General features: G+C 28.9%; 13 protein-coding genes. 3 read left to right on the top strand and 10 right to left on the bottom strand.

Features of this window, described 5'->3' with window-relative positions:
• Nucleotides 1-24: 24 nt before the first annotated feature.
• Nucleotides 25-219 carry a hypothetical protein gene (locus tag Q3287_RS01925; protein ID WP_054269228.1) on the bottom strand — a complete coding sequence of 65 codons (195 nt, stop codon included), beginning with the start codon at nucleotides 217-219 and terminating at the stop codon, nucleotides 25-27.
• Complete coding sequence (locus Q3287_RS01920; RefSeq protein ID WP_054276035.1) at nucleotides 216-797, bottom strand: TetR/AcrR family transcriptional regulator; 582 nt, start codon at nucleotides 795-797, stop codon at nucleotides 216-218. Before Q3287_RS01920 ends, Q3287_RS01925 begins: the two co-directional genes overlap by 4 nt.
• A 167-nt stretch (nucleotides 798-964) precedes the next feature.
• Between Q3287_RS01920 and Q3287_RS01915 the strand changes: the two genes are divergently transcribed.
• Nucleotides 965-1783 carry a MerR family transcriptional regulator gene (locus tag Q3287_RS01915; protein WP_054276034.1) on the top strand — a complete coding sequence of 273 codons (819 nt, stop codon included), beginning with the start codon at nucleotides 965-967 and terminating at the stop codon, nucleotides 1781-1783.
• 42 nt (nucleotides 1784-1825) lie between these two features.
• Here Q3287_RS01915 and Q3287_RS01910 read toward each other — a convergent pair whose 3' ends face one another.
• Nucleotides 1826-2605 carry an SDR family NAD(P)-dependent oxidoreductase gene (locus Q3287_RS01910; RefSeq protein WP_407963444.1) on the bottom strand — a complete coding sequence of 260 codons (780 nt, stop codon included), beginning with the start codon at nucleotides 2603-2605 and terminating at the stop codon, nucleotides 1826-1828.
• A 194-nt stretch (nucleotides 2606-2799) separates the two neighbouring features.
• Between Q3287_RS01910 and Q3287_RS01905 the strand changes: the two genes are divergently transcribed.
• Both Q3287_RS01905 and Q3287_RS01900 read left to right on the top strand, forming a co-directional pair.
• Nucleotides 2800-2991 (top strand): DUF4177 domain-containing protein, encoded by a 192-nt coding sequence (locus Q3287_RS01905; protein WP_054276032.1) that lies wholly within the window; start codon nucleotides 2800-2802, stop codon nucleotides 2989-2991.
• A gap of 13 nt (nucleotides 2992-3004) precedes the next feature.
• The gene (locus Q3287_RS01900; protein ID WP_407963443.1) at nucleotides 3005-3232 is read left to right on the top strand and encodes a Fic family protein; all 228 of its coding nucleotides are present in this window, start codon (nucleotides 3005-3007) and stop codon (nucleotides 3230-3232) included.
• A 99-nt stretch (nucleotides 3233-3331) separates the two neighbouring features.
• Here Q3287_RS01900 and Q3287_RS01895 read toward each other — a convergent pair whose 3' ends face one another.
• From Q3287_RS01895 to Q3287_RS01865, 7 genes are all read right to left on the bottom strand, one after another.
• Nucleotides 3332-4765 carry a glycoside hydrolase family 55 protein gene (locus Q3287_RS01895; protein WP_407963442.1) on the bottom strand — a complete coding sequence of 478 codons (1434 nt, stop codon included), beginning with the start codon at nucleotides 4763-4765 and terminating at the stop codon, nucleotides 3332-3334.
• Nucleotides 4766-4865: 100 nt separating this feature from the next.
• Nucleotides 4866-6293, bottom strand: a complete 1428-nt coding sequence (locus Q3287_RS01890) for a glycoside hydrolase family 55 protein (RefSeq protein ID WP_407963441.1) — start codon at nucleotides 6291-6293, stop codon at nucleotides 4866-4868.
• 25 nt (nucleotides 6294-6318) lie between these two features.
• Entirely contained in the window at nucleotides 6319-7662 is a 1344-nt protein-coding gene (locus Q3287_RS01885) for a glycoside hydrolase family 55 protein (RefSeq protein ID WP_407963440.1), read from the bottom strand.
• A gap of 1135 nt (nucleotides 7663-8797) precedes the next feature.
• Entirely contained in the window at nucleotides 8798-9244 is a 447-nt protein-coding gene (locus Q3287_RS01880) for a hypothetical protein (protein WP_054269219.1), read from the bottom strand.
• A 356-nt stretch (nucleotides 9245-9600) separates the two neighbouring features.
• The gene (locus tag Q3287_RS01875; protein ID WP_167639775.1) at nucleotides 9601-10689 is read right to left on the bottom strand and encodes a GGDEF domain-containing protein; all 1089 of its coding nucleotides are present in this window, start codon (nucleotides 10687-10689) and stop codon (nucleotides 9601-9603) included.
• A 216-nt stretch (nucleotides 10690-10905) separates the two neighbouring features.
• Nucleotides 10906-12765, bottom strand: coding sequence for an ABC transporter ATP-binding protein (locus tag Q3287_RS01870; RefSeq protein WP_407963439.1), 1860 nt, complete (start codon nucleotides 12763-12765; stop codon nucleotides 10906-10908).
• Complete coding sequence (locus tag Q3287_RS01865) at nucleotides 12765-14501, bottom strand: ABC transporter ATP-binding protein (RefSeq protein WP_407963438.1); 1737 nt, start codon at nucleotides 14499-14501, stop codon at nucleotides 12765-12767. The genes Q3287_RS01870 and Q3287_RS01865 overlap by 1 nt, the downstream gene beginning before the upstream one ends.
• Between the last annotated feature and the right edge of the window lie 149 nt (nucleotides 14502-14650).

Here is a 14650-nt window from a genome sequence, read left to right as displayed (position 1 = left end):
TATTATTTATTTTTAATGATTGTATTATTTTTTTACATACATAATTAAAAGAACTATTGAAATCACTAAAAATACACCTGTAATAATGGCACTATTCATATGAAATTTAATAGAACTTGCATCTGTCACCTTATTATTCTTAATCCAAAATCCACAAATCATTGTTGAAAAAAAAAGTAAAGCAGTAATAATACTTGAACCAATAGTTATAATTTTCATTTTACATCACCATTCCCTCTAATAATATTTTCTACTAAAATATCAATAAAGCTATCTCGCTGATGTTTATTCTTTACATCTATACCACTATACAATTGAAATGACTCTGGTGATAAAGCAGCAATCTGTATTGGCGAAATAATTTGTAAAGCAATAGTTCTCAAACTCATCTCATCTTTTTCACTTCCAAAAATTTTACGAAGCATAGGTACAATAGAAAGTTCTGCTTGCATATCACCATTAGATATACATTGATTCAACATAAAGGTAAGCATCTTTTCATAATTCAATCCAATATCACACAGTTTCTTTAATAGGCTTTTCAAATCTTCAATAGGTTTTAGAGTATATACATTGTCATCATATAACTCTTCTATAGCATTTGACATTACTTCCCCTATTGCAATGCTCAACAAATTATCCTTCGTTTTAAAATGATAATTTATTAAACCAACCCCTACATTTGCACGTTCAGCGATTTGTCGAACTGTAACCTTATCAATATCATCTACTTCATCCAAAATATTCAGTGTAACTTCAATTATACGTTCTCTTGCATCCTTATCATTACTTTTCATAGTAGACCTCCAAAACAACCAACATTTTCAGTTCTGAACATGTTCAGTATAATATTTTTTTTAATATATGTCAACTGTATGTCAACAAAATTTTAATTGACTCTAACACTATGACATAGTTTATATTAATAGTAAGACACAAACATCTTTATAAAGGAGGCACAAGCATGTTTAAGATAGGCGATTTTTCAAAACTAAGTAAAATTAGCATTCGTATGCTACGTCATTATGATGAAATTGGACTTTTAACACCAAGTCATACAAATAAATCTAATGGATATAGATACTATAGTGTAGACCAACTTTCAACTACAAATCGAATCCATGCACTAAAAGATATGGGATTTAGCTTGTATTCTATAAAAGAAATTTTGACAGAATACAACGACAAAGAAAGCCTAATAAAATACCTAAATATCCATCACTCACAAGTAAAAGAACAATTAGAGGATATACAGAGAAAGATACTTAAAATAGAAAATACTATTAAAAGAATTGGAGGTAACGATAATATGGACAATTATGATGTAACTATAAAGAATTTTTCCCAAAAATATATGATGACTCTTAGAAAAGTTATATCAACTTATAAAGATGAAGGACTATTATGGCATCAGTCATTTTTAGAGACAAAAGAACAAAATATCCAACTTGAATATCCCAATCATTCTAAGGCAGTCTTTTATGATACAGGATATCAAGAAGATTATGTAGATGTTGAAGTACAGGTTGCTGTATCTGGAAAATATAAGGATACTGAACATGTTAGATTTAAGACTATCCCAAGCGTGACTGCCGCAACTGCTATAGTTAAAGGAGATTTCAATCAACTTACAGATACTTGTGAGGCTATTGGTAATTGGATATCAGACAATAATTATGAAATGGATGGCCCTATGTTTAATATTTATCATATAGGCCCTGATAAGGACAATAATCCTGATAATTGGGTAACAGAGGTGTGCTTCCCAGTTAAAAAGATATAAATCTATCTTGTATTTTAATTGGGATTAACAAAAACAAACCTATTATGCCTTGATATGTTGTTGTTTTAACCAAACCTTCATCACCATCTTTTGTGGTAATAGTTTTGCTAGTACATGACTTAACTTTGTATTGATGCCATACACAGAAATATCTTTATTTTTCTTTGCATCTTTCAAAGCTTTTATGGCAACAACATCTGGAGTTACTATACCCGAGAATTTTTTTGTTCCTTTTTCAGCCTTAACTATCCCTCTTTCAAATAGATTTGTACTCATCCACCCTGGACATACAGCAATTGCATTTATGCCTTTATCCTTAAGCTCAACATTTAATGCTCTTGTATAATTTCTTACGAATGCTTTAGTTGAACTATAAATATTTTGATATGGTAATGGCTGGAATGATGCTTGAGAAGAAACATTTATAATATGGCTACCCCTTTTCATATATGGGATACATACAAGACCCATTGCTACAACAGCAGTAATATTTAAATCAATCATATTAATAGATTCGTCTATACTCAAATCATTATATGAACAGAATTTTGCAAAGCCTGCATTATTTACAAGGTACTTTATACATATATCTTCTTTATCTAAAAAGGTACCAAGTTCTTTTACTTCTTCTAGTTTTGACAAATCTTTCGAAAAAATTTTTATCTTACTTCCAAATTCATCTATTAATTGATTTAATCGCCCTTTGTTTCTTGCAATTGCCCATATTTCTGTTATTTCTTTTTCATTTACTAATAATTTCAGAAATTCTTTTCCAAACCCACTATTCGCACCAGTTACAATTGCAATGTTCTTCTGACTCATAATTTGTCTCCTTTTCTATTAAGTTTATATATTTAGACTTATATTTTGCAAATTAAACTTGCTCTATTCAAGAGTTATATAAATACTTATTGCAAAAGTGCTATCGAGTAATCAGTTGACCATTTTATTGCTTTTGTTTGAAACTAAATGTATGATATATATAAATATAAATTTAACTCAAGGAGATAATAAAAATGAAAAAGTATGAATATGTTACTTTAAGCTATGAATCTCAATTTCTTGTAACTGGTGTAATGAAAGAACATCGCACAATTATCGAAGAATATGCAAAAAAAGGTTATCGTTATATTGGATTTATTCCCATAGAAATAAATGCCCATGGGTTCACAAGAAAAATTGATTTAGTTTTTGAAATCGAGGAATAAATACGTAAAAATTTTGAAAATATATGATTTTATAGATGAATTAATAACTTTTATGGAAAATAGTAAAGTAAATGATTTAGCAAAGAGTGCAATAATTCATTTCTATTTTGTGTATGTTCATCCTTTTAGTTATGGTAATGGAAGAACATTAAGAGCATTATCGTATCTATATTTAATTAATAAAGGATATGATACTTTTAAAAAGAAAAGGATGTATATAAAGTTAATGAGAAGTATTTGAAAATGCTTGATATATATTAAAAATTTATCATAAAATATTTTAATAAAGAAATGAATCCCATTATAAGGATTCATTTCTTTATGTTATTTATAATATATTTTAAGAAGTGTATTTATAATAATATACAGTTTCTTTTCCAATACGCTCAGAGCCAATATTCGCCCATTTTTCTCCATAGGTAGATTTTATCTGAGAAATATCTGAATCTGTTGATTTAACAATCAAGCCAGCCTGAGATTTAAATATGCCCTTTTTCTTATTAACATCTCCAAATCTCAACGTGCCACCATTCAATAGTAATAAATTTCCGTTTTCATGGTGTTGCATTGTGCTAATTCCATTGACGATTTCTGGTTTAGAGGAATCAATAAATATATAATCATTAAAGTTATTTTGTAATCTTAAATTTCCACCTCCATTGTCTGCTTTTATTATATAATCCTCAGCATCTATATTACATTTCAATGTAGCATTTGGTATTTGAAGAATTTCAAATACATAAACTTTGTGCTCATATTCTAATTCATCATCCCAGTTATCTTTATTATCACTAACTAAATTAATATGGCAATTAGTAAAATAATTTCCACTAAACAGAGAATATGCTTTTTCATCTTTATCTTTTATTTTTAAATAAGTATCATAATCAGTGTTATAATAACGTTGACCACATCTTCTTATAATACCAGATATACAAGTATCTCTTATTGAATCAAATAAAAAGCCACAATGACCACATTGATCGATTGTAATATTATTGATTTTATAACTACCATATCCTTCAAGATTCTCAATTTGACTACTTTCTAGACCAACTTCTTGTATTTTTTCAATATTTACATTATTTATGCTAGTACCAGTCATAATTCTCATTCCATTTTTACATTTATATATTCTACTGTTAGAGATAATTGCATCAATACCTGCATCAACACCTAATCCACAAGAAGAAACTGTAATGTCATTTGAAATTGCATAATATGGTATCTGAATTCCTATACCTGAGAAACCACTTATATGAAGATTTTCATAATGACCAAGACCTCTAGTATTATCCCTTAGACCATCAGTTGTAATCGCTGATACACACTCTAAGTCTTCACCATTATCATTTTTCTTAATGAGCATTTCATAATGATAATGTGGATTTCCTTTTGTTGGGGGTTCATCGTGAACAAGTACCTCACAGCTATCAGAATAAAAACTTATATTTTTAATACATTGTTTTCTTTTTACTAATGTAATAATACTCATGTTAGGGATTCCACTTGTTATAAATTGTGTAGCAGATGTTGATGAATCAGAATCTCCTAGTAATGTAATTTCTTTATTAATAGTAATACCAGTTTTAAATAAATATTTACCTTTTGGAAAGTATAAAACACAAAAGTCCAGTTCATTAATAATCTTCTGTATAAGAAGTCCTACATCTTCTGAACCATCGTTTTTAATATCAGGCTCTCTTTCTAATACATTAATCCATTTTTCATACTTAAATTCTTCCATAATATCATCTATTCCTTTCTTATTCACTTTCAATGTTACATGATTTTTTTAGTTATCAGTTTGACTATATTAAACTCATTAAAACTAGAATTTTAGAAAACTACCTCGTTGAGCTTAATAAATTTGCTTATTTATCTATCATTTTATGATAATGAACCGTATTTTCAAACTCTACCTTTTTACCAATTTTTTCCCATTTTCCACCATAAGAACTAGCAACTTCATCACTTGTTACTTTTGTTGTTGTTAGTATATCGCCTATCTGTGGACTATACATTTTAAGCTCTTTATTATTGCTATTTATATACATATCACCCTTTTTTATCTTGATTTTATCACCATAATCCTCTTCAGATACACCAATCCCATTGATGCTACTAATCTCACCATCATGGAATATAACTGTTTGTCCTTTGTTATTGTATATTAAATTTCCTTTTTCTGACTCAAGAACCATATCAGTAGCATCTATAGTGCATCTTAATAATACATTTTTGGTTTCAAATGCCTTTATGAGATATACAGTGTGATTTTCTTTTCCTTTATCTTCCCAATTGTCTGTATTATCATTTGGTATTGTTATATTACTTGCTTCTATTGAATTTCCATATAATAAATAATATGCTTCCTCAACCTTTTCATCTAACTTTAAGTAGTCATCATAGCTAAAATTAAAATAATATTGCCCACATCTTGAGACATTGCCTAATATTTGGGTATTAGATATTGAATCAAATTTGAATCCACAATAGCCACATTGGTCAATTGTGATATTTGTAATAAAGTTTGAGCCCTTACCAACATTGTTAATAGCAATCTTACCTACTTCTTCAACTCTCATACCATTGATAAATGTTCCAGTAGAAATTTCCATTCCATAATCACATCCCCAAGCCTTTCCATTAGTAATTATCGAATTTTCCCCTGCACTAATACCATGATTACATGAAAAAACAGTGATATCATTTACTGTAGAATTATTAGACATTTTAAGTGCAATTTCACCAAAACCACCAAAATCTACATTTTCATAGTGACCAGACCCTTCTGGTGTATTTTCACATACAATTGCTGATATACATTTCCCTTTGTGTTCGCTTTTGAATGTTATTTCATGATGAAATCCTGGGTTACCATTTGCAGGAGGCGCACTATAACTATTGGTATTACAGTTATTTGATTGAAAAGAAATACTTTTAATACAATGCTTTACTCCCTTTACTGTTATTATTGTGAAACTTTCCATTGTCCCATTTTCTATCTCTTTTTCATCAAATTTACCAGAAAATTGTGTCGCTCCTGAATAAAAATCTTTATGATTTGGATTATTCGACCTAAAATAGGTATCTCCACATAGCGTTAAACGCTTATTAATCTCTATACCACTTGTAAATAGGTATTTCCCTCTTGGAAAATATATAATGGAATCTTCTGGTGCAGCATTTATGATTTCTTGCACTCTATAACTTACATTTTCTTTTTCAGTATTACAAACTCCATAATCTAAAACATTAATCCACCCATCTGTTTCTTTAATTATTATAGGTTCTCCCATAATTCACTACCTCCTAATTTTAGAATTATTCTTCTATTTTTTTATAATAGTACATAGGATTACCAGCAAGTGTTTTTACACCTATTTGCTCCCATGTTCCACTGTGTAATTTACTTATTTCTTCTTCAGAATCTAATATTGATGATATGACAGTATTCTTTCTTAATCTAGGAACTATTAAGTCCTGTACACCATTTTTTATACTAAGTGTATTGTCACTTATCTTAAGTAAATCACCCTGATTTGTATCAGAAATCTGAACGCCACCTACAGAACAAAGTTCACCATCATAAAACTTATAAGTATTTCTACCATTTTCCAATAATAAGTTACCTTTTGCACATTGTACAAAACTATCTGCCTCAGCATCACATTCTAGCATTACATTAGTTGTCTCATTTGCTTTGATTACATGTATCTTACGCTCTAAACCATTCTCTAGAGTATCAACATTATTATTCATTAATACAATATTACAGTTCTCTAAAGTATCTCCATAAAATATTGAATAAGCATCTTCTTTTCTATCTGTCATATTCTTGTAAGTATCATAGTCAACATTTTTATAATACTGAGCACACTTAGTAAATCTTGCATTTACTCGGCTATGAGCCATCTTGTCAAACTTAAATCCACAGTATCCACAATTATCAACTGAAAGGTTCATCATAAGATTGAAACCAAGCCCTTTATTATTAATACCTATTTCTTGAATGTCTTCTATTTTTACGTTGTTTACACTGACACCAGTCGTAATCTCCATTCCGTTTTTACATCTATAAACCTTACTACTAGAAAGCATGGATTTCTCTCCAAGTTTTATACCAAGTCCACATGAAGTAACAGTGATATCATTTGCAGTAGCGTAAAATGGAACTTCTATTCCTGTTTTTGAAAAGCCAGAAATATATAAATGCTCAAAATGTGATAGACCTTGTACTCTTTCTCCTTCTGTGATAGCAGATACATTTTCAGGTAATTTACCTTCTATTTCTCTATTATCATAATAAAAGTTAATATTTTTGATTGTTTGATTTGTTTCTGTCAATGTAATAATGCTTATATTAGAAACTCCTCGAGTTATAAAATTTGTTGCTCCTACAAGAGATGGTTGTTCTTTACCTTCTACTTGCTTTGGAACATCCCCTCCATAATAAGAATTTCCTTGAAGTGTTATTTGTTGGCTAATTTTAATACCTTTTTCAAATAAGTAATCCCCATTTGGAAAGTATATAACGGAATCTTTTAGTGATTCATCAGAAACAATCTCTTGTATCATATCACTTACATCTTCTTTTCCAGTAATGTCTATCTTGTTGTTTAGTTCCAGCACATTAACCCAGTCTGGAGTTTTAGTTTCAATTGCCATGATTAATTCCCCTTTTTAAAATTTAAATTATTTGTATCTACAGGAATAAGTGTATTTTTACTATAACTAGAGCAAGTAAGTATATTTTTATGATATTTGAGACAATCGTTATAATGAAATATCTTGGATTTCAATAATTAAGATATTGAATAAACGGATTGAACATTGCATTCATAAATAAGTTGATAGGTTTTCTCTTTTTGTAATAACACAATTCCTGTTATCTTATAGTACTATGAGATAACCTCTTAAAAGTAGTCAATTCGTTTATAAAATGATTATATTTTGTTTATAAACTGATTATATATAAATAATTTGTAATTCTAAGATTACTAGAATTAACTAGTCCAAAACTACTTATATACAAGATATTTACAAATACCCTTAGCATATAAAACGAGATGTATCTTATTTTGAACTTTCTATGATGATAAATCTAAAAATATTAAATATTCCATCATAATTAAGTGTTCTGTAAAAAAATAATTACTTCTTTATGAATGGTAATTCTATATATTTGTTTTATTTTATGTATGAGATAATCAATAAAAACAAAGAAAATGATTGATGAAGAATTATTGTAATGAAAGAATTAGCTATCAAAATTTTAAAAGGGCTTGATGGTTTAAAGGGTATAATTCATTTAACACAAGTTATGAGTGTTCTCGGAAATGCTAAAGCACTATTACATACTGTTTATAATATATGGCTGGTTGTTTGTGGTATTACTCTTTTAATAAGTAATTTTAAAGTTTATATGATTGTTTCAAAATCTTCACATCTAATTGCAACATTATTATTTATTGTGATAATGATATATGCTATTGATGGTTGTATTCTATTATATAGGCACTTCGTGTTACATTACTCTCCTTTGCAATTTTTTCTAGCGATACATCAAGATATCCAAGTTGTGTGAAACATCTTCTTACAACTTTCAATAAGGAAGATGTTGTCTTTTCTGAAAACTTAAATAAACTAGAGGCTAAAGGTTATATAAAAGAGAGCCAAATAAACCAATATAAATTCAAATCATGCATAATTAATTAAAAATGAGTTATCTGAATATGATATATACTATATCACCTTTAGATAACTCATTGTTTTAATCTTCTTAATTTAACTGTTTCAATCATTAAAATACATCATTTTCTATTTCTACACATTTAGTATTCTTTTTCATGTCATCCAGTACCTTTAGTGCACTAAAATCAATTAAATTATGTTGTTTATATTTAAATCCGATTTCTCTTAATTTTGAATTTAATAAAATAGCGAGCAATAGTATTCCAAAAGAAAATAAATATTTCGAGGAAATGTTAGAAGCATTATAAATACTAAAGCTCAGAAATAAACATATGAATATACCAACAATAGCCAAACTGATACACATTACTTTATATTTTAATCTTCTATCTTTAATACAAACTCTTATAAATAAATCTTCATTTAATATTTCTTTAGCTATTTGATAATCTTCCATATTGCAATACATCTTCTCATATTTTTTCTTATTTAGTTTATCATATTCTTCTACTAATTTTCTTTCGATATCGTTTTTAGGTTCATATATATAAGACAATTTATCTCCTCCACTCTATTTATTTGCTTCTATATTTTTAATATAAACAAATTTAGACTCATACAATTTAAATTTATCATTTTCTATAACTATTTTATCATTAAATGCCTTAAAATGTTTTGATATTTTTATAAATATGCATCGTACTATATTTATGTATAACACTTTCATCGTTCTCCATTTAGCACAACATCCATTATAAAATGTGTTACAACACACAAAATATCATCACATATTCTTGATTAAATTTGTAATTGAGATAAATTATTTAGAAATAAATAGTAGTAAAGACTTGCAAAGCATACAATATATGATACTAAAGTGGCATAGATTGCACATTAAATTCCAATTCTATATTATTCAAAAACAATTCTATTCTTTCCATTATTTTTAGCTATATAAAGTTTCTTATCAGCTCCATTTACTAATTTATCAATACTCATATCTCTAGTATACTCTTCTACTCCACCACTTACTGTAATCTTATTTACTAGCTCTATCAATCTTTTATCACTAGAAACTCTAATGCGTATACGTTCAGCAACTTCAATAGCTTTCTCTTTTGTAAAATTAGGCATTACAATAATAAACTCTTCTCCTCCATACCTTGAAGCAATTCCTTCTTTTCCAATTTCTTCTGTTAAAATCTGAGCGAATCTAATCAATACATTATTTCCACAAAGATGCCCATATTTATCATTTACTTTCTTAAAATCATCTATGTCAAATAATGCAATGGATAAAACCCTCTCTTCTACTGGTTTTTCTAATATAGTAGTAATATATTGTATTAAATACCTTCTATTATACAAATTCGTCAAATCATCTACAATTGCTTGTCTTTTAAGTTTCTCATTTAATTTATATACTTTGTCACGCTCATAAGAATACTCTTTTAAAACGGTTATCATTACTACACATAAAAACAATGCAACAATAATAAAATTACTTATTGTATCTGACATACGAGACTCCCCTATAGATATAATTAGGTTAGGATAGTTAAATGCTAAAAATATAGATACTCCATACACTATTATAGATATAAGTAGTATAATCATTCTTTTATATCCATCGAGTGTCAGTGATATTACACATATCCCCAATAAGAAATAAAGTATCATACCACTATTTACACCTCCACTGATAAAAAAGAGTATCGGAAATAAAAATAGATTAAGCCCTATATTAATTACTACACGTCCTATGTTAATATACCTTGTCTTAAAAGAATAGATTGCCAATATTGTCATTACACAAAAGCAAAAAAAACTGCCCCATACTGATATACTAGGAAGACTACTAAAAAAAGCTGCGACAAAAGCTAAAAATGAACAAATAACTCCAGCAAAACAAAAAAGATAAAAAAGCCTTTCTTGTAAGTTTAAATTTTTATTGAAATACTTATCCATATATTTTTTAATATACTGTTGTATAGATGTCAAATATTCACTCTCCTCTTTTATTAAGACATTTTAATTTAATTATATGTATAATATTATATCATATAATAAACCGCTTTAAATAATCGCTTATATATCCAATATATGGAATTAATTTTGTTTAATAAGCACATATAAAATAAAAAAGCAAAGTACTCATGTTATGACTTAAAGTACCTTGCTTTGCCTATATCTTAAAAAAAATTTACAACCTATAATCTATTCCAACTCAAATGCCCCTGTATAAAGACTATAATAAACGCCTTTTTGATTTATTAAATCATCATGAGTACCTCTTTCTATTATACGACCCTGCTCAAGAACTATAATTGAATCTGAGTTTCTAACAGTAGACAACCTATGTGCTATTACAAAAACAGTTCTACCCTTCATAAGATTATCCATACCTTGCTGTACCAACACTTCTGTACGTGTATCAATAGAAGATGTAGCTTCATCAAGAATCATTACTGGTAGATTTGCAACTGCTGCACGGGCAATCGAGATTAATTGTCGTTGACCTTGTGAAAGACTAGCACCATTTTGTGTCAATATAGTCTGATATCCGTTTGGTAGCCTAGTAATAAAATCATGTGCATTTGATAATTTAGATGCCTCAATGCACTCTTTATCTGTAGCATCCATTTTACCATATCTTATATTATCCATAATTGTACCTGTAAACAGGTTGACATCTTGTAATACAACCCCCAATGAATGGCGTAAATCTGTCTTTTTAATTTTATTGATGTTAATACCATCATATCGAATTTTTCCATCTGCCAAATCATAAAAACGGTTAATCAAATTTGTGATGGTAGTTTTTCCAGCTCCAGTTGCACCGACAAATGCTATTTTTTCTCCTGCTGTTGCTTCCAATACTATGTTTTGTAGCACTAATTTCTTTTCTGTATATCCAAAATCTACATCAGAGAACTGAATATTTCCTTTTAAAGGAGTGTATGTTATTGTACCATCATGATGAGGATGTTTCCATGACCACACCCCTGTATTGTCAGTTGTTTCTATTGCTTCACTATTATTAAATCTAGCATGTACTAGTGTAACATATCCATTATCTTGTTCAGGTTCTTCATCAATTAATTCAAATATACGTTCTGCACCTGCCAATGCCATAGCCATCATACTAATCTGTTGCGCAATCTGTGATACAGGCATACAAAATGTCTTTGACAAGTTTAAGAAAGCCACAATCATTCCAACTGTAATAGAGCCTACACTATGCAGTGCCATAAGACCTCCCAAAAGAGCAATTAACACATATTGCAAATTACCAAGTTGCATAACAGTTGGCATAAGTATGTTACCATATTTATTTGCTTGTGTAGAATCTAAACATAAATCTCTATTCTTTTTATCAAATTGCTGTTTTGCATCTTCTTCATGGCAGAATACTTTAATTACTTTTTGACCATTTATCATTTCTTCAATATAACCTGTAATGTTTCCTAAAGTTTCTTGTTGCTTTATAAAGTATTTTGCACTTGCGCCACCAATTTTTTTAGTAGCTATACTCATAATGACTGTTACTATTAAAACTAGAATTGTCAGAGGTACATTACTTATAAACATAGAAATCAATATAACAACTACTGTAATAATAGCCGAAATAAATTGTGGTAATGCCTGTGAAATAAACTGACGCAATGTGTCTGTATCATTGGTATAATGGCTCATAACATCTCCATGTGTATGAGTATCAAAATAACGAATAGGAAGTTTTTGCATATGTACAAACATGTCATCTCTAATCTCTTTCAACGTTCCTTGAGAAATTTTTACCATAATTCTATTATAGAAAAATGTTGCAACAACTCCTAAGACATAAATACATGCCATTAAAACAATTGTATATAATAATCCACTAAATGATGGATTCTCTTCAAGTAAAAGTGGAGTTATATAGTCATCAATCAATGTTTGCAAAAACAAAGAACTTATAACAACTGTACAAGAGCTGAAAAGAATACATACAACAACTGTACCAAACAAAACTTTATGTCGTCCTACAATGTAAGATAGAAGTCGTTTCCATACACTGAATACTTTTATTTCCATTACTTATTATCTCCCTTCGTTTGTGAATCATAGATTTCTCTATAGATTACATTTGTTTTCAGCAATTCCTCATGTGTACCATATCCATTGATTTTACCGCCTTCCATAACGATAATATAATCAGCATCTTCCACTGAAGAAATACGTTGTGCAATTATAATTTTTGTAGTATCTGGTATCTCCTCACTGAATGACTTTCTAATCATCGAATCAGTTTTTGTATCTACTGCACTAGTAGAATCATCCAGTATTAAAATCTTTGGTTTTTTTAGCAAGGCTCTTGCAATACACAGTCTTTGCTTTTGACCACCAGAGACATTTGTACCTCCCTGTTCAATATAAGTGTCGTATTTATCTGGAAATGTATCAATAAAAGGACTTGCCTGTGCCAATTTACAAGCATGTATTATTTCTTCTTCACTAGCATGTTTATTTCCCCAAAGTAGATTTTCTTTAATTGTTCCAGAAAATAACTCATTTTTTTGGAGAACCATTGCTACTTCATTACGAAGTGTAAATAAATCATAATCTTTTACATTTACACCTCCTATTGTAATTTTTCCCTCTGTAACATCATAAAGTCGTGGTATTAACTGAACCAACGAGCTTTTTCCACTTCCAGTTCCACCTATAATCCCCAATGTTGAACCAGTCTCTATATGAAATGAAATATTTTTTAGACATTCTTTTTCTTTATCATCTACATAACTGAATGACACATTATCAAAACTTATATCTCCATTTTCCATATGATATACAGGATTATCGCCGTTTTTTAAGGAACTTTCCTCATCTACTATTTCTATAATTCGTTCAGAAGAAGCTCTTGCCATATTAATCATAACCATAACCATAGATAACATCATAAGACAATTAAGAATGTTCATGGCATATGCAATTAAACTTGAAAGTTCCCCTGTAGTCATTGTAGTTGCATTGCTTGAAACTATCATCTTTGAACCAAACCAACAAAGCAGTAGTGTACAGCAATATATGGAAAACTGCATTAATGGCATATTATATGCAACAATTTCTTCAGCTTTTCCAAACGTCTTGTATATTTTTTCTGATATACTCTTAAACTTCTTGATTTCAAATTTCTCTCTTACAAAAGATTTAACTACTCGTATACCTGTGAGATTCTCTTGCACAACACCATTTAAATCATCATAAATATTGAACACTCTTTCAAAGTAAGGATGGGAACGGTTTACAATGAGATATAAACCCACTCCAAGAATTGGAACTGCAATCAAAAATATAAATGATAGACTTGTATTAACCATAAATGCTGCAACCAGTGAAAATACAAGCATAAGTGGAGCACGCACAGCCACACGAATAATCATCATATAAGCATTTTGAACATTCGTAACATCTGTGGTTAATCTTGTTACAATACTTGAACTTGAAAACTTATCAATATTAGCAAAAGAATAGCCCTGTATTTTGTAATACATATCCTTTCTTAAATTTTGTGCAAACCCAGCAGATGCAGTAGCACAAAAACTTCCAGACAGGATTCCAAAACATAATCCTAAAAGTACACAAACAATCAAAATAGTGCCAAGTCGTACTAGTGTCTGTGTATTGTTTCCACTGATTCCTACATCAATCATTTGTGCCATAATTAGAGGAATCAAAATTTCCATCAAAACTTCCAATATAACAAACACTGATGTTAGTATGGAAGCAGTTTTATACTCTTTAATAGAACGAGCTAATTTTTTAATCATACTCTATCTCCTTTTCTAAATAAATTTTAAGATGTTAACTTATTCTAGGTTTTATCAGACAACTTCAATTATCTATAATTTTCTTACTTAACTTTTCTTTATTTCGTATAGAAATGGATATACTTAGATGCCTAATATTTAGAATTTTA

Source organism: Clostridioides sp. GD02404 (assembly GCF_045898275.1).
GTDB lineage: Bacteria > Bacillota > Clostridia > Peptostreptococcales > Peptostreptococcaceae > Clostridioides > Clostridioides difficile_A.
This window is presented reverse-complemented; position numbering and strand designations above follow the sequence as displayed.